Below are 20,688 nucleotides of genomic sequence, written 5' to 3'. Positions count from 1 at the left end.
ACGGATGGACGGATGCCGAGCCCGCCGCCGCGGGCCGGTCGATGAGCATGAGGGCATGTTCTCCGGCTCCGCCCTGTCCGCCGCCGTCGTCCCCGCCCTGCACGAGGCGCTGACGTTCTGGTTGCCGATCGCGTGCGCCGGGTGCGGCGCGCTCGATGTCGGGCTGTGTTCCGGATGCCGCGCGGCACTGGCCGCGGCCCCGCACCGCCGCCGCACCGCGGACGGGCTGGTCGTGACCAGCGCGATGGAGTTCTCCGGCGTGCCCGCGCGCGTCCTCCGCGCCCTCAAGGAGGAGGGGCGCACGTCCCTGGCGCGTGTTCTCGCACCGGCGCTCGCGGTCGTGCTCGCCGACGAGGTCGGTCCCGACACCGTCGTCGCGACGGTTCCCTCGTCACGGGCCGCGTATCGCCGTCGTGGCTATCGACCCGTCGACCTGCTCGTGCGCCGAGGGGGACACGTTCCCGTTCCGCTCCTGCGGGTGGCACGGGCTCCGCGGGACCAGCGGGGGCTCGATCGTGAGGCTCGACGGGCCAACGTCGGGGGAGTGTTCGTGTCGCGCGCGGTCGGCGGGCGCCGCGTGGTGCTCGTCGACGACGTCGTCACGACCGGCGCCACGCTGGACGACGCGTCGAGAGCACTCCGAGTCGCTGGAGTCGCGGAGGTCGTCGCGGCGACGCTCGCGCACACGCCCCTCCGCGTCGATCGGTCGAGACAGCATGCGAAAGATAAGAGCGGATGACGAAAGGGTGATTCACGCGTGACAGGCGGCGGTCGCGCTACTAGCGTGGGGATGACTGAAGGCGACGGACGTTCCGCCCTTAGACCGGGCGGAACCCGGAACAAGGAGGTCACGGATGGACACCAACATCGTCGGCGTGGGAGTCGGTATCACCGATCGTTTCCGCTCGGTGGTCGAAGAAAAGGTGAGCCGTATCGAGCACCTGGCCCCGCGAGCGCAGGCGCTCGAGGTCAAGGTCACTCACCGCTCTTATCGCAACGGGCGGATGGAGGACGACACCGTCGAACTGACACTCGACGGCAAGGGCCCCGTCGTCCGTGCCGAAGCGACCGACGCAGACAAGTTCGCCGCCCTCGACCTCGCGGTCGACAAGATCTCGGAGCAGATCCGCCGAGCCAAGGACAAGCGCATCGACGCGCGCAACCACCCCCGCGGAGCCAAGTTCGAGAAGGGCACGGGCGAGCTCTCCGGAATCGACGTGCAGCCGGCCTCGGTCGACGTCCTGCGGGCGGTCGCCACGGGCGAGGTTCCCGTGCAGAACGACTCCGCCGACGAAGCGGACTACTCGCCCGTCGTGATCCGCGAGAAGGAGTTCGGCGCCGAGTGGATGACGGCCGAAGAGGCCGTCGACCGCATGGAACTGGTCGGCCACGACTTCTTCCTCTTCATCGACGCGCGCACCGACCACCCGAGCGTGGTGTACCGCCGCAAGGGCTGGGACTACGGCGTGATCGCCCTGTCGACACAGGCTCCGCCGCAGGCCGTCGCGTCCTGAAGCCCGCCCACGTACGTACAGAAGCCCCCGGCCATCGGCCGGGGGCTTCTTGAATGTATGCGACGGCGGGTCAGCCGTCGAAGATGTCGCCGAGGAGCGAGCCGATGACGAGGCCGCCGAGCATCCCGCCGACCATGTTGCCGCCGCTCATGCCCCCCTGTCCGCGACCGCCGCCGCCCCAGCCGCCGCCGTCACCCCAGTCCGAGGGTCGGGACTGCTCGATATCGCGTTGCGCGATCTGCAGGGCCTCGGCTGCCAACGCTCCCGTGCGTCGGGCGGTGGCGAGCACCGTCTCGCGGTCGTCCTCGGCGACGGGGCCGAGCGGGAGTCCCGAGCGCAGGCGCTCGGCTTCGACGAAGCGCGTACGGGCGTCGGCACCGATCCACCCGCGGTGTCCGGTGATGAGTCCGCGTGCGACGGCGAGCTGGCGGTCGGCGTCGTCGATCGCGTGGTCGACCTGTTCTTGAGAGGGCACGGGACGCGCCGCACGCTCACGCGCCGCGTCGAGTTCGGCGTTGGCCTGGCGAAGTGCCGAGAGCGAGCTGAACGGGTCGGTCCGCGACCCGGCCGGAGGAAGGGAAGCGAGGGCCTTTTCGAGGTTCGCCATCGCCCGGGTCACGATGGGCGTCATCGGCCCGCGGCGGGCCTCGGCCAGGTCGCTGCGGGAGTCGTCGATGACGGCCGCGAGCGTCGATTCGGCGCGGAGGGCTTCGATCTCGAAAGTGTCGACGGCGTCGAGCAACGACTCGGCTCGGCGCACCGCTTCGGTGGCCGCCTCGAGGGCGACGGACGCCTGTTCGCGCTGACCCGCTTCGCGTCGGCGCTCGGAGACGCCGGCGGTGTGCACGGCGAAGTCCAGCAGTTGGTCGATCTCGTCGGGGTTCCCGCCGATCTGCTGCAGGGCCGCATCGTTGTACCGGTGCGAGAGACGCTCGACGACGTCGCGGGCGTGCGGCACGCGTTCCGCGAGACGCTCGCGGTCGGCGCGTACCCGGGCGAGGATCTCGGGGGCGCGGCGCACCGCGTCGATCTTGGGCTGCAGAACGAGCGTGCGCTCTTCGAGGAGGTCCTCCGCCCACTTCGACAGCTGGATGATGCGCGCGTTGCGCGTGCGCAGCTCCTCGGCGGTGTCGGGGATCTCGTCGTGGTTGAGCTGGTGCAGCTGGAACGCTTCCGCGAGGTGCGTCTTCACCGAGTCCAGCGCGGCGGCGAGGTCCTCCGTGGCCTTGTCGCCGAGCTCGGCGCGGGCGAAGTCGAGTTCGTCCGACGTCAGCCGCACGCGTTCGTCCGCCGCGACGATCGCAAGCTCCGCCCGTCGCGCCAGATCGGCGTCCGCGGCATCCTGTTCTTCGCGCTTCCTTCTGCCCCAGAAACCGGCCATGGCATGATCCTAGGCCGCGTCATCGAGGAGGGAGCCGTGTGTTCGCTACGGGCGCGAGCGCATCGGGCCGGCTCGCAGGTCACGAACGGGTAACACGGATAGCATGGGCGATGTATGCCTGTTCGCAGGCCGGCGTCCGCACGGGCGTCGCACCCGACAGATGGAGATGCTTCGTGGCCAATCCGCTCGAGAAACTGCTGCGCGCCGGTGAGGGACGCATCCTGCGCCGCTTGCAGGGCGTCGTGAAGGCGACCGGTGCGCTCGAAGAGGATTACGAACACCTCACCGACGACGAGCTGCGCAACGAGACCGTCGAACTGCGCGCACGGTACGAAGCCGGCGAGACCCTCGACCAGCTGATGCCCGAGGCTTTCGCCGCGGTGCGCGAGGCCGCCAAGCGCACGCTCGGTCAGCGTCCCTACGACGTGCAGATCATGGGTGGTGCCGCCCTGCACCTCGGCAACATCGCCGAGATGAAGACCGGTGAGGGCAAGACGCTCACCGCGGCGCTCCCGGCGTACCTGAACGCCATCGCCGGCCAGGGCGTGCACGTCATCACCGTCAACGACTTCCTTGCGAGCTACCAGTCCGAGCTGATGGGCCGCGTGTACCGCGCGCTCGGCATGACGACCGGCACCGTCATCTCGGGGCAGACCCCCGAGGTCCGTCGCCAGCAGTACGAGGCCGACATCAGCTACGGCACGAACAACGAGTTCGGCTTCGACTACCTGCGCGACAACATGGCGTGGCGTAAGGAAGACCTCGTTCAGCGCGGCCACTTCTTCGCGATCGTCGACGAGGTCGACTCGATCCTCATCGATGAGGCGCGAACCCCGCTGATCATCTCGGGCCCCGCGTCCGGCGAGGCCAACCGCTGGTTCGCCGAGTTCGCCAAGCTCGCCCGCACCCTCGAGCCCGGCGTCGACTACGAGGTCGACGAGAAGAAGCGCACGATCGGTGTGCTCGAGCCCGGCATCGAGAAGGTCGAAGACTACCTCGGCATCGACAACCTCTACGAGTCGGCCAACACCCCGCTCATCTCGTTCCTGAACAACTCGATCAAGGCGATCGCGCTGTTCAAGCGCGACACCGACTACGTCGTCATGAACGACGAGGTCATGATCGTCGACGAGCACACCGGTCGCATCCTCGTCGGGCGCCGCTACAACGAGGGCATCCACCAGGCCATCGAGGCCAAAGAGAACGTGCCGGTCAAGGCCGAGAACCAGACGCTGGCCACGGTCACCCTGCAGAACTACTTCCGCCTGTACGACAAGCTCGCCGGCATGACGGGTACCGCCGAGACCGAGGCGGCCGAGTTCATGTCGACCTACAAGCTCGGCGTGGTCCCGATCCCCACGAACAAGCCGATGATCCGCAAGGATCAGCCCGACCTCGTCTACAAGAACGAGACGGCGAAGTTTGCGCAGGTGGTCGAAGACATCGCCGAGCGTCACGAGAAAGGCCAGCCGGTGCTGGTCGGAACGACCAGCGTTGAGAAGAGCGAGTACCTCTCGCGCCTCCTCGCGAAGAAGGGCGTCAAGCACGAGGTGCTCAACGCCAAGAACCACGCGCGCGAGGCCGAGATCGTCGCGCGCGCGGGACGCCTCGGTGCCGTCACCGTGGCCACGAACATGGCCGGTCGTGGAACCGACATCATGCTCGGCGGCAACGCCGAGTTCCTCGCCGTGCAAGAGATGAAGGCGAAGAACCTCGACCCGGTCGAGACGCCCGAGGCCTACGAGGCCGAGTGGGATGCCGTTTATCAGGGCGTGCGCGACACCGTCGCGGAAGAGGCGGCGAAGGTCGTCGAGGCCGGCGGCCTGTACGTGCTGGGCACCGAGCGTCACGAGTCGCGCCGCATCGACAACCAGCTGCGCGGTCGCTCCGGCCGTCAGGGCGACCCCGGCGAGAGCCGTTTCTACCTGTCGTTGACCGACGACCTCATGCGTCTGTTCCAGTCGGGCGCGGCCGAGGCGATCCTCGCCCGCACGAACTTCCCCGACGACGTCGCGATCGAGTCGGGTCTCGTCTCGCGCGCGATCAAGAGCGCGCAGTCTCAGGTCGAAGCGCGCAACGCCGAGATGCGCAAGAACGTCCTCAAGTACGACGACGTCTTGAACCGCCAGCGCGAGGCGATCTACGCCGACCGCCGCCACATGCTGCAGGGCGATGACATCGCCGACCGCGTGCAGCACTTCATCGAAGACGCCATCACCGCGGTCATCGACGACCACACGGGTTCGGGGCACACCGAGTCGTGGGACTTCGACGCGCTGTGGACCGAGCTGAAGACCCTCTACCCGGTGAGCGTGACGATCGACGAGGTCGTCGCCGAGGCCGGCGGCAACAAGGGCCGCATCACGGCCGAGGGCCTCAAGCGCGAGATCATCTCGGACGCCCGCATCGCCTACCAGAACCGCGAGGAGTCGCTGGGTGCTCCCGCCCTGCGCGAGCTCGAGCGCCGCGTGGTGCTGCAGGTCCTCGACCGCCGCTGGCGCGAGCACCTGTACGAGATGGACTACCTCAAGGACGGCATCGGCCTGCGCGCCATGGCCCAGCGCGACCCGCTGATCGAGTACCAGCGCGAGGGCTACCAGATGTTCCAGTCGATGATGGGGCAGATCAAGGAGGAGTCGGTCGGCTTCCTCTACAACCTCGAGGTCGAGGTCCGCAAGGTCGAGGGCGAAGAGAGCGCTCAGGTCGAGGCGAAGGGTCTCGCCCCCGCTCCCGTCGAGGGCCAGCGCCTGGAGTACTCCGCGGCCAACGACGCCGGCGAGGTCGAGGTCCGCAACGACCGCGGCCAGGTGCAGCAGGCGGCGACGAACCGCCTGCGTCAGGCCGCCGCGCAGGCTCCCGCCGCCGAGGCCGCGGCGCCGAGCGGACCACGCGGCGCCTTCGGCCAGCGCACCGAGGCTCCCGAGCAGCCCGTGGCGAACAACCGCGCCGATCGCCGCGCCGCCGGCAAGAAGAAGTAACGAACACACGGATGCCGCGCCCCTGACGCTCGCCGGGGGCGCGGCATCCGTGTGTCCAAGGACAGTCCACCCGGTGTCGATTGGCTCGGAGGGGGCGGGGATATCCTGAACCGATGAGCCCGTTGCGCCCCCTCGATCAGTCGTCGAAGTTGAAGGATGTCCTCTACGAGATCCGTGGAGAGGCCCTCGTCGAGGCAGACCGGCTCGAGGCCGAGGGGCACGCGATCCTCAAGCTCAACACGGGCAACCCCGCGATCTTCGGGTTCGAGGCGCCGCACCAGATCGTGCGCGACATGATCGCGGCCGTGCCGAACGCCCACGGCTACAGCGACAGCCGGGGAGTGCTCTCCGCGCGGCGCGCGGTGGTCTCGCGGTACGAGCAGGAGCCCGGTTTCCCGCACCTCGACCCGGACGACGTGTACCTCGGCAACGGCGTGTCCGAGCTGATCACGATGACCATGCAGGCGCTCCTCGACGAGGGGGACGAGGTGCTGATCCCGGCCCCCGACTACCCGCTGTGGACCGCGATGACGAGCCTCGGCGGCGGAACGCCCGTGCACTACCTGTGCGACGAGTCGCGCGAGTGGCAGCCCGACCTGGAAGACATCCGGTCGAAGGTGACTGCGCGGACCAAGGCGATCGTGGTGATCAACCCGAACAACCCGACGGGTGCGGTCTACTCGCGTGAGGTGCTCGAGGGCATCGCCGACATCGCTCGTGAGCACTCGCTGCTCGTGCTCGCCGATGAGATCTACGACCGCATCCTGTTCGACGATGCCGTGCACATCCCGATGGCGACGGTCGCACCCGACCTGCTGGTGCTGACCTTCAACGGCCTGTCCAAGACCTATCGTGTGGCGGGTTACCGCTCCGGATGGCTCGCGATCACGGGCCCCAAGACGCACGCCGCCGGCTTCTTGCAGGGCATCAACCTCTTGGCATCCACCCGTCTGTGTCCCAACGTGCCGGCGCAGTTCGCGGTGCAGGCGGCGCTGTCGGGGGTGCAGTCGATCGACGCGCTGATCGCCCCCACCGGTCGTCTGCACGAGCAGAGGGATGCCGCGTGGCAGGGCCTCGAGGCGATCCCGGGTGTCTCGTGCGTCATGCCCAGGGGCGCCCTGTACGCCTTCCCGCGATTCGATCCCGAGGTGTACGAGATCCCCGATGACGCGAAGTTCGTCCGTGACTTCCTCGTCGCCGAGCACGTCCTGCTCGTACAGGGTTCGGGCTTCAACTGGCCCGCGACCGACCACGTGCGCATCGTGACGCTGCCCGAGGCTCGCGTGATCAGTGACGCGATCGAACGCCTGGGCAACTTCCTCGCGTCGTGGCGGCCCTGAACCCGCGGCCCTGAGCCCTCGGCCGCCAACCCTCAGAGCAGCGCGAGGGCGGTGACGCGCCAGCGTCCGTCGATGCCCTCGAGACGCAGGGCGACGGCGCGGGTCCGCGCTCGGGCTGCGGCCGTCACGGTCGCTTCGAAGACCCCGTCCGTCGGGGCGAAGAGATGCACGTTCCGGATCTCGTGGACGTCGCGCGGCACGGGAACACCGCGGGCGCTGCGTGCACGTTTCGCGAGACTGGCGCGCACGACGAGCGAGCGGTAGACCTCCTCCGACGTCCAGCGCGCCAACTGTTCGACCTCGCGAACACCTGCCAAGACCTCGAAGACGCCGCGGACGATGTTCCGCGTGAAGACGTCTGCGCGCGGCAGTCGCGCGGCGGGGGTCTTCTGCGGGGCGAAATCATCGACCTGCGAGGCCGGCGCGAGGCGAGCGGAGTCGACGATCGTGAGCGGAACGGTCATACGTTCCTCCTTGTGTGGCGGCGGTGGAAGCGGTCTTCGTCGCTCGACAGTAGGACACCGCCACCCCCGTCGACGGGGTGAGGAACTCAGGTTGTGGATAAGAAACGCAGGGTGAATGCATGGGGAAGAGCGGTCAGTCCGGATGCCGGATGTCGCCCTCTCCCCACAGCTCGGGAAAGCTCGCCTCCTGGGACTGATTCCACAGGGCAGCCCGCCGGGCGATCTCGATACGGTCGTCGACGTACGACGTGACGCTCTCCTCGTCGATGACCCAGTGCGGGGGAGTGCCGACCTCCATGCCGCGGATCTCGCCGCGACCGACGAGCCCGAGCACCTCGTCGCGCGTCATCCCGAGGCGCGAGGCGACGGCATCCGGGTCCACGTATCGGCTCGGAGGTGAACTCATGTCGGTCACGCCCTCATTATGTCCGCCGTATGGTCGGGAGAACGGCCTCACCCACGGGATGCGTGGCGCATTCAGAAGAATGTGTCCTGTGGGGAGAGGGTAGGCGTTCCGCGCACTGCCGGGAAGGGGCGCGGCCTCTAGTGTGGAGTGGTGTCGACACTCAGTGAACTCGTCTACGCCCAGGGCCGCGCCAGCGAGGCCGATGTCGAGTGGCTGCACCGCCTGGCCGGCGATGGACAGCTCCTCGCCGACCTCGCGTTCGCCGACATCGTGATCTGGGTGCCGACGCCCGACGACTCGTTCGTCGCGGTCGCGCACACGCGGCCCGGGGGAGCGGCCACCCTGTTCTACCGCGACATCGTGGGCGACCGGGTCCGCCCGCAGTGGCGTACGCAGGTGCGCGACGCGTTCCAGAGCGGACGCATCGTGGATTCGGCATCCCCCGACTGGTTCGAAGAGACGCCCACCCGCGTCCGCGCGGTACCGATCGTGCGTGAGCTCTCGCGCGAGGGCGACGCGGTGACGACGGTCGGCGTGCTCACGCGGCACACCAACCTCGGCGAGACGCGCACCCCCTCGCGCCAGCAGATCACGTTCAACGACTGCGCCGACGATCTCTTCGGCATGATCGCCTCGGCCGAGTTCCCCGATCTCGCCGCCCCCACCGCACCGCGGCGCGGCGCTCCGCGCGCCTCGGACGGTCTCATCCGCCTCGACGTCGACGGCATCACCACGTTCGCGAGCCCCAACGCGCTCTCGGCCTTCAACCGCATGGGGTTCGACGACGAGCTCGAGGGGGAGTCGCTCGCCGAGGTGACCGCCCGCATCCTGCCCGCCAAACGGCTCGACGTCGATGAGTCGCTCCCCGTGGTCGTGAGCGGCCGCGCGCCGTGGCGCGCGGACATGGAAGCGCGCGGGGTGCAGGTGTCGCTGCGCACGATCCCGCTGCGCGACCGGGGGACCCGCATCGGGGCGATCGTCCTCAGCCGCGACGTGACCGAGATCCGCCACCAGGAACAGGAACTCATCACCAAGGACGCGACGATCCGCGAGATCCACCACCGCGTCAAGAACAACCTTCAGACGGTCGCCTCACTCCTTCGCATCCAGGCCCGTCGCACCCACTCCGACGAGGCGCGCGACGCGCTCACTCAGGCCATGCGGCGTGTCTCGGCCATCGCCGTCGTACACGACACGCTCTCGGAGGGCCTCGCGCAGAACGTCGACTTCGACGACGTGTTCGCCCGCGTGCTCAAGCTCGTCGCCGAGGTCGCGGCGGCACCCAACACCCGCGCGCGCACCCGCACGACGGGGCAGTTCGGCACCCTGCCGAGTCAGTTCGCGACGCCGCTCGCGCTCGCCCTGACCGAGCTCGTCACGAACGCCGTCGAGCACGGCCTCGCCGGCCAAGAGGGCGACGTCGAGATCGCCGCCGAGCGCACCGACGAGGTGCTCGCGGTGAGTGTGCGCGACACCGGGGTGGGCCTGCCCGAGGGACAGGTCGGCCGCGGTCTCGGCACGCAGATCGTGCGCACGCTGATTCAGGGCGAACTCGGCGGAACGATCGACTGGCACACGCTCATGGGCAGCGGCACCGAAGTCACGATCGAGATCCCGCTGCGCTACATCGGCGGTACGTCCGTCTGACGCGCGCTTCGGCGGGCGCCGCCGAGAACGGCGGGGACGGCGGATTCCTGTTCGGGGAGAACACCCATCCGTCGCGCGCGGGCCTGTCGGCTCGCCCGGTCGTGCCGTCCGGCGGAGTCCGTGCGCGACGCGCCGGGGGTCGTCACGCCCATGCGGCGTGTCGCCGACCGACTCCGCGCGACGGTACGCGCCGTACTTCCCGGGCCGTCCAGTGTCGGGCCGCCGGGTTGTGCCGTCCGGCGGAGTCCGTGCGCGACGCGCCGGGGGTCGTCACGTCCACGCGGCGTGTCGCCGACCGACTCCGCGTGACGGTACGCGCCGTACTTCCCGGGTCGTCCCGCAAGTCCGCCGGGATGACACATCGTCCCGGGGTGGCCCGTTCTCCGTCGGTCCGACCTGCTCTCGCGGGGCCGCGCGGACACACGACGAAGCCCGCCCCCCGGAGGGACGGGCTTCGTCGAACGGCGGATGCCGCGAGGTCAGGACGCGCGGCGAGCGCGAGCGGCGCGGCGCTTGAGAGCGCGACGCTCGTCTTCGCTCAGACCGCCCCACACGCCCGAGTCCTGACCGGACTCGAGGGCGTACTGCAGGCAGACCTCGGTGACGGTGCAGCGAGCGCAGACCGACTTGGCCTTCTCGATCTGGTCGACCGCGGGGCCGGTGTTGCCCACGGGGAAGAACAGCTCGGGGTCGACGGTCAGGCAGGCTGCTTTGTCGCGCCAATCCATAGGGGGTGCTCCTTGTAACAGAAAAAATGGTCGATTCGGCACCGGCATTCGGGTCCGGTACCCTGGTGGGAACGCGAGCGATTGCTCGCCCCACTTCGCTGTGGGAGCACACGGCTTGTTCCATGCTCCCATAGCGATTCCGCACGATCAAGAGGTAACCGGTAGGTTTCCAGATCGTAACGGCGTGATGATCTCCGCCGGGAGGGCTTTTCCGATGCCTGTTCGCCTCTGGGCCGCGCTCGTTCTGGGCCTCGAAGCCCTCGGCATCCTGGCCCTCGCCGGCTGGCAGGTGGTCGCCCTCATCGGCGGCGATACCGACTCCGTCGTCAGCTCGATCGCCCTGATCGTGCTCACCGTCATCGGTGCGGTCATCGTCGCGGCGTTCGGCGTGGCCACCGCGCGCGGCGTATCGGCCGGACGCTCCGGCGGCATCGTGACCCAGCTGCTGATCCTCTCCGTCGCCCTCGGTGCGATCACGGGGGAGTGGGCCGCGCCCGCGGTCGCGCTGCTCATCGCGGTTCCCGCGGTGATCGGTCTCGTCCTTCTCGTGCTCGCCGTTCGGGCCGCCGCGCCGCGTCGCCGTGACGCTGCCGACGGCGACGGCGCCTGACGTTCGCCCATCCGCGGCGACGACGTCGCAGGGCATCGGTCGTGGCGTGAGCGCCGACGGTGTGGGTCGCGTTTCGTCGCCATAAACGCAATCCGCGCTCATAAACACGCGCTGCTCGCGTTTATGCGAGTGGAGAGCGTTTATGGGTCGTGTCGACCGCGCGCCGTCGCGGATCCGACCGTGCTCGGTGTGGCCGGGGGCCGGGGCCGTGAGCCGGTCCCGCCGAGCGGGCAGGGTCAGCGGTGAGCCCGCCCGCCCTCGCCATAAACGCTATCCGCGCTGAGAAACACGTGCTGCTCGCGTTTATGTGAGCGGAGAGCGTTTATGGGGCGTGTGGGCCGAGGTGCGCGGCGCCGCGCAGCGCTGCGACGCCGGGAACGAAGCGGCCCCGCCACCGCGCGGGCGGCGCGCCGCGCGGGGAACGAAGCGGCCCCGCCGCCGCGAGCGCGGGGCGGGGCCGTGGCGTCCGTGTCAGGCGGCGAGGCCGAGCGCCTTGCGCAGGCGCGCGACGTGGCCGGTGGCCTTGACGTTGTACTGCGCCTCGACGATCGTGCCGTCCTCGTCGATGACGAAGGTCGAGCGCAGAACGCCCGTGACCGTCTTGCCGTAGTTCTGCTTCTCGCCCCACGCGCTGTACGCCTCGTGCACGGCGTGGTCGGGGTCGCTGAGCAGCGGGAAGGTCAGGCCGTCGCTGTCGCGGAACGCGCGCAGCTTCTCGGTGGTGTCGCGGGAGACGCCGAGCACCGTGTAACCGGCGCCCTGCAGCGACGCGAGGCTGTCGCGGAAGTCGCATGCCTGCGTCGTGCAGCCGGGGGTCTGCGCCGCCGGGTAGAAGTACACGATCACGCGGCGCCCGCGGAAGTCGCTCAGCGAGACGGGGTGCTCGTCCTGGTCGAGCAGGGTGAAGTCGGGGGCGGTGTCGCCCTTTGAGAGGTTCGTCACCCCTCCAGCCTAGAACGCTCGATGGCCTGGAAAGTGGTCAGCAATCGGTGAAGCGAGTCGAGTCGGGCCTCGGCCCCCGGGCCCAGGCGACCGGATGCCACGGCTTCGGCGATCGCGCAGTCCGGGGCGTCGGGCAGGTGCGTGCAGCCACGAGGGCAGTCCTCCGCGGCCTCGGCGAGGTCGGTGAAGGCCCCGAGCACGTGGGCGGGATCGACGTGGCCGAGGCCGAAGGAGCGCACGCCCGGGGTGTCGATGACCCAGCCGGAACCCGCGGGACCGCGGTAGCGCAGCGACACGGCGGATGACGAGGTGTGGCGCCCGCGGCCCGTGACGGTGTTGACGTGCCCGATCGCGCGCTCCGATCCGGTGAGCGCGTTCACGAGCGTCGACTTGCCGACGCCGGAGTGCCCGACGAACACCGTCGAGTGCCCCGCGATGGCCTCGCCGATCTCATCGAGCGGCATGGCTCCCTGCGCGCTGGTGAAGACGCGCAGGTCGATGCCGTCGAAGTGCGAGAGGAACTCCGTCGGATCGGCCAGGTCGGTCTTCGTGACGACGAGCAGGGGACGGATGCCGGCGTCCAGCGCCGCGACCAGGTACCGGTCGACGAGCCGCTCCCGGGGCTCGGGATCGGCCGCCGCGACGACGATGAGCATCTGGTCGGCGTTCGCCACGATCACCCGTTCGACCTGGTCGGTGTCGTCGGCGCTGCGGCGGAGCAGGGACGTGCGCTCCTCGATCCCGACGATGCGCGCGAGCGTGCCTTCGTCGCCGGAGAGGTCTCCGACGACGCGGGCGCGATCGCCGTTGACGATCGGCTGCTTGCGCAGCTCTCGCGCGCGGGTCGCGAGGACCCTGCGCTCGGTCGGCTCGTCCTCGTCGAGCAGCACGGTGTAGCGACCGCGGTCGACGCCGAGGACACGGGCGATCCGGGCGTCCGCGTGCGCGGGCCGACGCTTCGTGCGCGGCCGGTTCGCCTTGGGGTTGGGGCGGACCCGAATCGACGACTCGTCGTACTCGAGGTCGTCGTCGTCGCCGTCGTCGAGCCAGCTCACCCGGTGCTCCGGGCGTCAGCGCGCGGCATCCGTGCCCTCGTCCAGACCCAGCATGGCGTGCCACAGTCCGGCGAACTGGGGGAGCGTCTTCGCGGTCGTGCCGATGTCGTCGATCTCGACGCCGGGGACCCGCAGGCCGATCAGCGCGCCCGTCGTCGCCAGGCGGTGGTCGTGGTGCGCCTTCCACTCGCCGCCGCGCAGGGGTTGCGGCACGATGCGGATGCCGTCTTCGAGTTCGTGCGCCTCGCCGCCGAGCGAGCGCAGGTTGCCGACGAGCGCCGCGATGCGGTCGGTCTCGTGACCCCGGATGTGGCCGATGCCGTGCAGCGTCGTCGGGCCGTCGGCGAACGCCGCGAGACCGAAGAGGGTCGGGGCGAGTTCGCCGGCGGCGGAGAGATCGAGCTCGAGTCCCGCGATGCGCTCGCCCGCCGACACGGTGAGGGCACCGCCCCGGCGGCTCACTCTGGCCCCCATCTCGCTGAGGATGTCGGCCAGGAGCGCGCCGGGCTGCGTGCTGTGGAGGGGCCATCCGGTGACCGTGACGGATCCGCCGGTGACCATCGCCGCGGCGAGGAACGGAGCGGCGTTGGAGAGGTCGGGTTCGATCGCGACGTCTTTCGCGCGGATCGGGCCCGCGGGGACGATCCACTCGCCGACGGCCGGTCGTTCGACATGGATGCCGCGGTGCGCGAGGGCCTCGACGGTCATGTCGATGTGCGGGATGCTCGGCAGGCGAGAGCCCACGTGGCGCAGGTGCAGACCGACGTCGAAACGCGGAGCGGCCAGCAGCAGGCCCGAGACGAACTGGCTCGACTGGCTCGCGTCGATCTCGACCTCGCCGCCGCGCACGTGACCGTGGCCGCGGACGGTGAACGGGAGCGCCCAGTGGCCGCCGTCGTCGATGTCGACGCCGACCTCGCGCAGCGCGGAGATCATCGCGCCCATCGGACGGTGCAGCGCGCTCTCGTGCGCCGTGACGTGGACGTCGCCGCGCGCGAGCCCCGCGACCGGTGCGACGAAGCGCATCACGGTACCGGCCTGCCCGCAGTCGATCGTGACGTCGCCCGAGAACGCGGCAGGCGGGGTGACGAGGAGATCGGGTCCGAAGGGTGAGTCGGTGGCCACCTCTTCGATGCCGACCCCCAGTTCGCGCAGCGACTCGACCATGCGCGCCGAGTCGTCGGAGTGCAGCGGAGCGTGCAGCATGCCGGGGCCGTCGGCGATCGCGGCGAGCACGAGTTCGCGGTTGGTGAGCGACTTGGAGCCGGGCACCGTGACGGTGGCATCCACCGCTGCGTCGGCGACGGGCGCGTTCCACGCCCCACGAGGAGTGGCGGCGGAAGGGGAATACCCGAGACGTGTCATCGGTTTCTAGCCTACTGAAAGGGGACGACACGTGACCGCACTTCTCGAGCGCTCCGGCGTGCGCACGACCATCCCGGTGGTCGTCGACACGCCCGACGTAGACTGGCGCCCAATGGACGACACGGCAGACACCCTCCCGCCGGTGGCGGAACCCCGCGCGCAGTTCGAAGAGCAGGCGCTGCCCTTTATGGACCAGCTGTACGCGGCGGCGATGCGCATGACGCGCAACCCCGCCGACGCGGCCGACCTCGTGCAAGAGACGTTCGTCAAGGCCTACGGGTCGTGGGCGACGTTCACCCAGGGCACCAATCTCAAGGCGTGGCTGTACCGGATTCTCACGAACACGTACATCAACACGTACCGCAAGAAGCAGCGCGAGCCGTACCAGAGCGCGATCGACGACCTCGAGGACTGGCAGCTCGGCGGCGCCGAGTCGACGACCGCGACCAGCGCGCGCTCGGCCGAGGCCGAGGCCATCGATCACATGCCCGCGTCGGTCGTCAAGGACGCGCTGCAGTCGATCCCCGAAGACTTCCGCCTGGCGGTGTACCTCGCCGACGTGGAGGGCTTCGCCTACCAAGAGATCGCCGACATCATGAAAACCCCGATCGGCACGGTCATGAGTCGTCTGCACCGCGGCCGACGGCTGCTGCGTGACCTGCTGTCGGACTACGCGAAAGAACGCGGCTTCCAGGCCGCGACAGGAGAGAAGAAATGAGCGACTGCGGCTGCGACCAGGCACGGCGCGACCTGGAGGAGTACCTCCGCAACGAGGTCTGCAAGACCGAGGCGAAGGACATCCGGGACCATCTCGAGAACTGCCCCGGATGCCAGGACGAGGCGCTCGTCGCCCGCACGCTGACCGAAGTGGTCGCGCGGGCCTGCAAAGAGACGGCGCCGGAGGAACTCCGCGACCAGGTGCTCGCCAGACTCCGCTCGGTTCAGGCCGCTCACTGACGCGGACGGGCGGCGGCCGCACGCGGGTCCGTAGGCTGGGGGTATGGCCACGACCGACACGCGCGCTCTCGCTCTCGACGCCACCTCCGCCGCCGACCTGGAGGCCAGCGGCCTCCAGTACGCCCTTGTACAGGCCGACCACGAGGGCTTCGAGCCTTTCCTGCGTGCGGTGTCACGAGGATTCCTCGGTGAGGATCCCTCCGCGGACGAGGTCGAGAGTGCTCGCCGGGCGCTGACGCCGCGTCGTCTGACCGGCGTGTTCGACCGTGCGGGCGTCGCCCCCGAGTCACCCGTCGCGACCGTCGATTCGTGGGCCACCGAGCTCACCGTGTCGCCCGGGCGGACGATCCCCCTCTGGTCGATCAGCGCCGTCACGGTGGCTCCGACCCACCGACGCCGGGGGATCGCCCGCGCGATGCTCACGGGCGAACTGCGCACCGCGGCCGCCGCGGGCTTTCCGCTCGCCGGACTGACGGTCACCGAGGCGACGATCTACGGGCGGTGGGGGTTCTCTCCCGCCGCCTGGGCCTCCGACGTCGTCGTCGACACGCGGCGCGCGCGGTGGACCGGTCCCGTCGCACCGGGGCGCCTGGACTTCGTCTCGCGCGAGAGCCTCCCCGAGCGACTGAGCCGCGTCCACGAGAGGGTTCGCCTCGAACGTCCCGGGTCCGTGCCCGGCTGGGAGGGGCGTTGGCGCGGCATGGCCGGTCTCACCCCCGACGCCAAGGACGGCAACAAGGTGCGCGCCGTGTCGTACCGCGACGCGGCGGGCGAGGAACGCGGCATCCTCGTGTACACGCTCGACCCCGGACCGAACGACGACTACTCGGCGCACGTCCTGAGCGTGCGGGCGCTCTTCGCCGACGGCGACGAGGCCGCAGCCGCGCTGTGGCGCTTCGCGATCGAACACGATCTCGTCGGCGAGGTCAAGGCGTCGCTGCAGCCCGCCGTCCCGCCGGTTCAGTGGATGGTCGCCGACCGTCGGGCCGTGACGGCGACGCTCACCGACCACCACTGGCTGCGCATCCTCGACGTGCCCACGGCCCTGAGCGCGCGCCGCTACGCGCGTGCTCTCGACGTCGTCCTGCGGGTCGAGGATCCCCTCGGCTTCGCCGATGGCGCGTGGAGCCTGCGCATCGACGCCGACGGGGTGGCGGAGGTCGACGCGGCCCCCGAGTCCCGCGACGTCGACGTCGAGCTGTCTGTCGCCGCGCTCAGCTCGCTGCTGCTCGGCGGCGTCCGAGCCCGTGAGCTCGCTGCCGCGGGCCTCGTGCGCGGTTCGGCGGCGGCACTGGCCGCGGTCGACGCCGCCTTCGTTCCGGACGTCGCCCCTCTCCTGGACATCTGGTACTGAGCGTCTCTCATAGGGTCGCCCCGTAACCTCCTGCCGATGTCCGACGCCCCACCCCCCTCCCCGCCGCGGCGCTCGCGGTTCCGGGTCGATCCGCGCGCCCTCGCGGCGGCCCTCGGGCGATACGTACGGGCCAACCCGGTCGCGGTGTGCATCGCGGTGCTGGTCACCGCGTCGGCGGCGGCGACGGGCACGCTCTGGGGCGAGGACGCTCTCATCTGGGGCGCGGGCCCCCTCACCACGTTCGCCTCCGGACGGTGGTGGACGATCGCGACCGCGCTGTTCATCCCGGACTCGCCGATCGACGCGATCACGTCGGTGGTTCTCGCCCTGACGGCGCTCGCCGCGGCCGAACGACTCCTCGGCTCTCGGCGGACCGGCATCCTGTATCTCGTCATCGGGATCGTCGGGCTTCTCGCCGGTGTGGGGATGCACGCGGCCGTCTGGTCGGTGACCGATCTGCGGCCGGTCGTGGCCGCCGAGGTGCCGGTCCTCGACCCCACGACACCGCTCGCGGGTGTCGTGATGGTGGCCAGCGCTTTCGCCCTCACCCTGTGGCGTCGTCGACTCCGCCTGGTCGGGTTCGCCCTGCTCTCGCTCTTCGCGCTCTACGCCGGTGACGCGGACTCCTGGTACCGCATCATCGCGGCGACCATCGGACTCGTCGTGGGCGCGGTGCTCGCCCGGGGGATCGAGCGACGGTCCTGGCATCGCAGCTCCGCGCGCGAGACGCGGACGCTCCTGGCACTGATGGTCGCCGTCGTGGGGAGCGGGCCACTCGTCGCGCTCATCAGCGGCGGCGGCCGCGGACCCCTGTCTCTCGTGGTCGACGCGTACACCCAGTACGACGACGCCCTCCTCGCGCGGTGCGAACAGCTCTCGGAGTCGGTCTGCAACGAGCAGGTCGCGCTGTTGATGACCCGGGGGCTGGGACCGGCGTTGCTGGCGATCGTTCCCCTCGCCCTCATGCTTGTCGCCGCGTGGGGGCTGCGCCAGGGTCGCCGCGCGGCTCTCGTCCTCGCGGTCCTCACCCTCGTGATGTCCGCCGTCTCGCCCCTCGTCGCCCTGGCGAACGGCCGGCTGCGCATCGATCCGTGGGTCGACGGCAGTGGTGCCGAGTATGTGTTGTGGGCCCTGGCATCCGTCGTCATCCCCCTGGTTCTTGCCGCCGCCCTGGTGGTGGCGAGGCGCCGTTTCCCCGTGCGCGCGACGCGGCGCGCGGCGCGCACCTTCGCCGTCATCGTCGGGCTCGCCTTCGTCGCCATCGGCTCGGGCTTCTTCGTCACCGAGGAGCTGGGGCGGCGTGCCTTCGACCGCGAGATCTCGGTGCTCGACATGCTGGGGCTCACGCTGCGCCGGTTCTTCCCGCCGTCGTACACCACGCCCGGAGCCTCGGGATTCCCGCACCACGGCGTGGCCCTCTTCGCCTACCAGTGGGTCGGCGTTCTCTTCTGGGCGATCGTGATCGCGGCGATCCTGTGGCTGTACCGCCGGGTGCAGCGCCCGGATGCCGACGACGACTCGCTTTACCGGGAACTGCTGCGGCGGGGGAGCGACACCCTCGGTTTCCTCGGCACGTGGGAGGGAAACCGGCACTGGTCGTCGGCCGATCGGCAGAGCGCGATCGCGTATCGACTGGTCGGCGACGTGGCGCTCGCCGTCGGCGACCCCCTGACGCCGCCCGGTGGGCGCCCCGAGGCTCTACGGGCCTTCACCGATTTCTGCGTCGAGCACGGGTGGACACCTGCGTTCTACAGCATCCATTCCGATACCGCGGACGATCTGCGCGATCTCGGGTGGAGGCAGATCCCCGTCGGCGTCGAGACGGTCATGGATCTTCCCGGGCTGACGTTCGCGGGCAAAGCGTGGCAGAAGGTCCGGCAGCCGATGACGCGCGCGGAGCGCGAGGGCTACACCGCCGTCTGGACCCGATGGCACGAGCTGACGGTGTCGCAGGTGTCGCAGGTGACCGCCATCGACGAGGAATGGGTGGCCGATCGCGCCCTGCCCGAGATGGGCTTCACGCTCGGCTCCCTCGATGAGCTGCGCGACCGCGACGTCCGTCTGCTCCTGGCGGTCGGGCCCGACGACCGCATCGAAGCGGTGACGAGCTGGATGCCGAGCTGGACCGACGGCGAGCTCACGGGGTGGACGCTCGACTTCATGCGTCGACGCACCGACGGGCCCAACGGGATGATGGAGTTCCTCATCGCGAAGGCGGCCCTGCAGCTGCAGTCGGAGGGGGCGACGGTCCTCAGCCTGTCGGGAGCGCCTCTCGCGGACGATCCCGACGAGCCGGCGGACGGCGACCCCGGTCCGCTGCGGGCTCTGCTGCGGTGGCTCGCCGAGGTGCTCGAACCCGCGTACGGCTTCGCGTCGCTGTTCCGATTCAAGGGCAAGTTCCGCCCGCGGTACCGCCCGCTCTCGCTCGCCTACCGTGACCCGCTCCAGCTTCCGGCGATCGGGGCGGCCGTCGGCCGCGCCTACCTCCCCGACGCGTCGCGCCGTGAGATCGTCGCTTTGGCGAGAACCGCATGGGAGGGGCGCCGGTGAACCGTTTCGTGCTGTCCTTCGAACTCATCGACAGTCCGCTGCTCACGATCTGCGCGGTGATCGCGGGTCTGGGCGTGATCGCCGTGATCGCGTGGTCGCCGCGGCGGATCGTCCCGACGCTGCTCATCGGCGTCAGCGCGGGCATCCTCATGTACATCGTCGCGCACATCCTGGAGGCCAGGGGACTCTTCCAGGGGCCGCTGCCGGCCCACGCGGCCACCTGGGCCACGGGCGGGATCGTCGCCGTCGCCATCGGCGTCGTGGGGATCTGCCGCCGCCCGTGGGGGCGTCGGGTGGTGGGTGTGGTGACGGTGCTCGCCGGCCTCTTCGCGGCCGCGCTCGGCGTCAACACGTCGTACGGCGTCACGCACAACCTCGCGGCCATTCTGGGCGTGCAGGCCCTCGACCCCGCGTCGCTGCCCGCACCCACCGCGACAGCGGGCGATCCGGCGACGCTGTACCAGAACTGGCAGCCCCCCGCGGGGATGCCGTCGAAGGGCTCGGTGAGCGCCCTGACGGGGGATGCCAAGATCCCGACGGGGCAGTACGCCGCGCGCGACGCCTCGCTCTACCTCCCGCCGGCGGCGCAGGTCGCGAACCCGCCGGCCCTTCCGCTCCTGGTGTTCATGATGGGGCAGCCGGGTTCTCCCGACCCGACCAACCTCGCCAAGGCGCTCGACGCGTTCGCCGCTCAACACAACGGTCTCGCTCCCATCGCCGTGGTCGTCGACCAGCTGGGCGCCCCCGACAGAGACCCCGCCTGCGTCGACTCCGCCAAGTACGGCGCCGTGTCGACCTACATCAACCAGCTCGTGCCGCAGTGGGCGGAGGCGAAGCTCAACATCGTCAAGGACCACCGGTACTGGACCATCGGCGGTTTCTCGAACGGGGGGTCGTGCGCCGCGGTGTACGGCGCGAAGTATCCCGAGGTGTGGGGCCAGATGCTCGACATCATGGGCAACGAGTTCCCGGGCTCCGAGCACGTCGACAAGACCGTCGCGGAGGTGTTCAACGGCGACGCGAACGCGTTCCAGGCGACGAAGCCGTCGGTCATCATGGCCGCCGCGCTGCCCGGCACCTACACCGGCCACCTCGCGATCTTCACGTGGGGGAGCGAGGACACCACCTACGGCCCCGGGCAGAAGGCGAACTCCGAGGCCTCCCAGGCCGCGGGATTCACCGTCGTGACCTACGTCGTGCCGGGAGCGGGACACACGGGTGAAGCACTGGATGCCAGCCTCGCGTACTCCCTCCCCGTGCTGGCCCGGGTGCTCGGTCTGGCTCCGCCCGCGTCCTGACGCGCCTGTGCCCTGACGGGTCCCGGCGTCCTGCGGGGCCATGGACCCGCGCGGGTCGGGAGCGCACGGGCCCAGACGGCGTGAGGGCGCGCACGAGAA

At 70.3% G+C, this 20,688-nt stretch carries 18 protein-coding genes; 11 read left to right on the top strand and 7 right to left on the bottom strand.

Features of this window, described 5'->3' with window-relative positions:
- The first annotated feature begins 55 nt into the window (after positions 1 to 55).
- Both QE388_RS00865 and hpf read left to right on the top strand, forming a co-directional pair.
- Positions 56 to 739 (top strand): ComF family protein, encoded by a 684-nt coding sequence (locus QE388_RS00865; RefSeq protein ID WP_307382214.1) that lies wholly within the window; start codon positions 56 to 58, stop codon positions 737 to 739.
- Positions 740 to 854: 115 nt separating this feature from the next.
- Positions 855 to 1,514: a ribosome hibernation-promoting factor, HPF/YfiA family gene (hpf, locus tag QE388_RS00860; protein WP_058598172.1), complete on the top strand. Its 660-nt coding sequence runs from the start codon at positions 855 to 857 to the stop codon at positions 1,512 to 1,514.
- A 70-nt stretch (positions 1,515 to 1,584) separates the two neighbouring features.
- On the opposite strand, the gene QE388_RS00855 is transcribed toward hpf, so the two are convergent.
- On the bottom strand, positions 1,585 to 2,895 hold the full coding sequence (locus QE388_RS00855) for a hypothetical protein (protein WP_307382211.1): 1,311 nt from the start codon (positions 2,893 to 2,895) through the stop codon (positions 1,585 to 1,587).
- A gap of 173 nt (positions 2,896 to 3,068) precedes the next feature.
- Between QE388_RS00855 and secA the strand changes: the two genes are divergently transcribed.
- Complete coding sequence (gene secA / locus QE388_RS00850) at positions 3,069 to 5,873, top strand: preprotein translocase subunit SecA (RefSeq protein WP_307382208.1); 2,805 nt, start codon at positions 3,069 to 3,071, stop codon at positions 5,871 to 5,873.
- Positions 5,874 to 5,986: 113 nt separating this feature from the next.
- Positions 5,987 to 7,213 (top strand): pyridoxal phosphate-dependent aminotransferase, encoded by a 1,227-nt coding sequence (locus tag QE388_RS00845; protein WP_307382205.1) that lies wholly within the window; start codon positions 5,987 to 5,989, stop codon positions 7,211 to 7,213.
- A 32-nt stretch (positions 7,214 to 7,245) separates the two neighbouring features.
- On the opposite strand, the gene QE388_RS00840 is transcribed toward QE388_RS00845, so the two are convergent.
- Positions 7,246 to 7,677: an Rv3235 family protein gene (locus QE388_RS00840; RefSeq protein WP_275801409.1), complete on the bottom strand. Its 432-nt coding sequence runs from the start codon at positions 7,675 to 7,677 to the stop codon at positions 7,246 to 7,248.
- Between the two features lie 133 nt (positions 7,678 to 7,810).
- On the bottom strand, positions 7,811 to 8,083 hold the full coding sequence (locus QE388_RS00835) for a DNA-binding protein (protein ID WP_275801411.1): 273 nt from the start codon (positions 8,081 to 8,083) through the stop codon (positions 7,811 to 7,813).
- Positions 8,084 to 8,233: 150 nt separating this feature from the next.
- Between QE388_RS00835 and QE388_RS00830 the strand changes: the two genes are divergently transcribed.
- A complete protein-coding gene (locus tag QE388_RS00830; protein WP_058597206.1) occupies positions 8,234 to 9,730 on the top strand; it encodes a sensor histidine kinase in 1,497 nt (498 codons plus the stop codon).
- A 479-nt stretch (positions 9,731 to 10,209) separates the two neighbouring features.
- On the opposite strand, the gene QE388_RS00825 is transcribed toward QE388_RS00830, so the two are convergent.
- Positions 10,210 to 10,458: a WhiB family transcriptional regulator gene (locus QE388_RS00825; protein ID WP_013583608.1), complete on the bottom strand. Its 249-nt coding sequence runs from the start codon at positions 10,456 to 10,458 to the stop codon at positions 10,210 to 10,212.
- 214 nt (positions 10,459 to 10,672) lie between these two features.
- Between QE388_RS00825 and QE388_RS00820 the strand changes: the two genes are divergently transcribed.
- Positions 10,673 to 11,068, top strand: coding sequence for a histidine kinase (locus QE388_RS00820; protein ID WP_275799060.1), 396 nt, complete (start codon positions 10,673 to 10,675; stop codon positions 11,066 to 11,068).
- A 471-nt stretch (positions 11,069 to 11,539) separates the two neighbouring features.
- Here QE388_RS00820 and bcp read toward each other — a convergent pair whose 3' ends face one another.
- The 3 genes from bcp to aroA are packed head-to-tail and all read right to left on the bottom strand — an operon-like array spanning position 11,540 to position 14,430.
- A complete protein-coding gene (gene bcp, locus QE388_RS00815; protein WP_307382199.1) occupies positions 11,540 to 12,010 on the bottom strand; it encodes a thioredoxin-dependent thiol peroxidase in 471 nt (156 codons plus the stop codon).
- Entirely contained in the window at positions 12,007 to 13,065 is a 1,059-nt protein-coding gene (gene rsgA, locus QE388_RS00810) for a ribosome small subunit-dependent GTPase A (RefSeq protein ID WP_058597186.1), read from the bottom strand. The genes bcp and rsgA overlap by 4 nt, the downstream gene beginning before the upstream one ends.
- A gap of 15 nt (positions 13,066 to 13,080) precedes the next feature.
- Entirely contained in the window at positions 13,081 to 14,430 is a 1,350-nt protein-coding gene (gene aroA / locus QE388_RS00805; protein WP_058597187.1) for a 3-phosphoshikimate 1-carboxyvinyltransferase, read from the bottom strand.
- Between the two features lie 112 nt (positions 14,431 to 14,542).
- On the opposite strand from aroA, the gene QE388_RS00800 reads away from it, so the two are divergent.
- The 5 genes from QE388_RS00800 to QE388_RS00780 are packed head-to-tail and all read left to right on the top strand — an operon-like array spanning position 14,543 to position 20,589.
- Positions 14,543 to 15,148, top strand: coding sequence for a sigma-70 family RNA polymerase sigma factor (locus QE388_RS00800; protein ID WP_058597207.1), 606 nt, complete (start codon positions 14,543 to 14,545; stop codon positions 15,146 to 15,148).
- Positions 15,145 to 15,387, top strand: a complete 243-nt coding sequence (locus QE388_RS00795; protein WP_058597188.1) for a zf-HC2 domain-containing protein — start codon at positions 15,145 to 15,147, stop codon at positions 15,385 to 15,387. Before QE388_RS00800 ends, QE388_RS00795 begins: the two co-directional genes overlap by 4 nt.
- Positions 15,388 to 15,430: 43 nt before the next feature.
- Positions 15,431 to 16,741, top strand: a complete 1,311-nt coding sequence (locus QE388_RS00790; protein WP_307382195.1) for a GNAT family N-acetyltransferase — start codon at positions 15,431 to 15,433, stop codon at positions 16,739 to 16,741.
- Between the two features lie 36 nt (positions 16,742 to 16,777).
- Positions 16,778 to 19,291 (top strand): bifunctional lysylphosphatidylglycerol flippase/synthetase MprF, encoded by a 2,514-nt coding sequence (locus QE388_RS00785; protein WP_307382191.1) that lies wholly within the window; start codon positions 16,778 to 16,780, stop codon positions 19,289 to 19,291.
- On the top strand, positions 19,288 to 20,589 hold the full coding sequence (locus QE388_RS00780) for an esterase family protein (RefSeq protein WP_307382189.1): 1,302 nt from the start codon (positions 19,288 to 19,290) through the stop codon (positions 20,587 to 20,589). The genes QE388_RS00785 and QE388_RS00780 overlap by 4 nt, the downstream gene beginning before the upstream one ends.
- Positions 20,590 to 20,688 lie beyond the last annotated feature (99 nt).

It is taken from the genome of Microbacterium sp. SORGH_AS_0969, from assembly GCF_030818255.1.
Lineage (GTDB): Bacteria > Actinomycetota > Actinomycetes > Actinomycetales > Microbacteriaceae > Microbacterium.
This window is presented reverse-complemented; position numbering and strand designations above follow the sequence as displayed.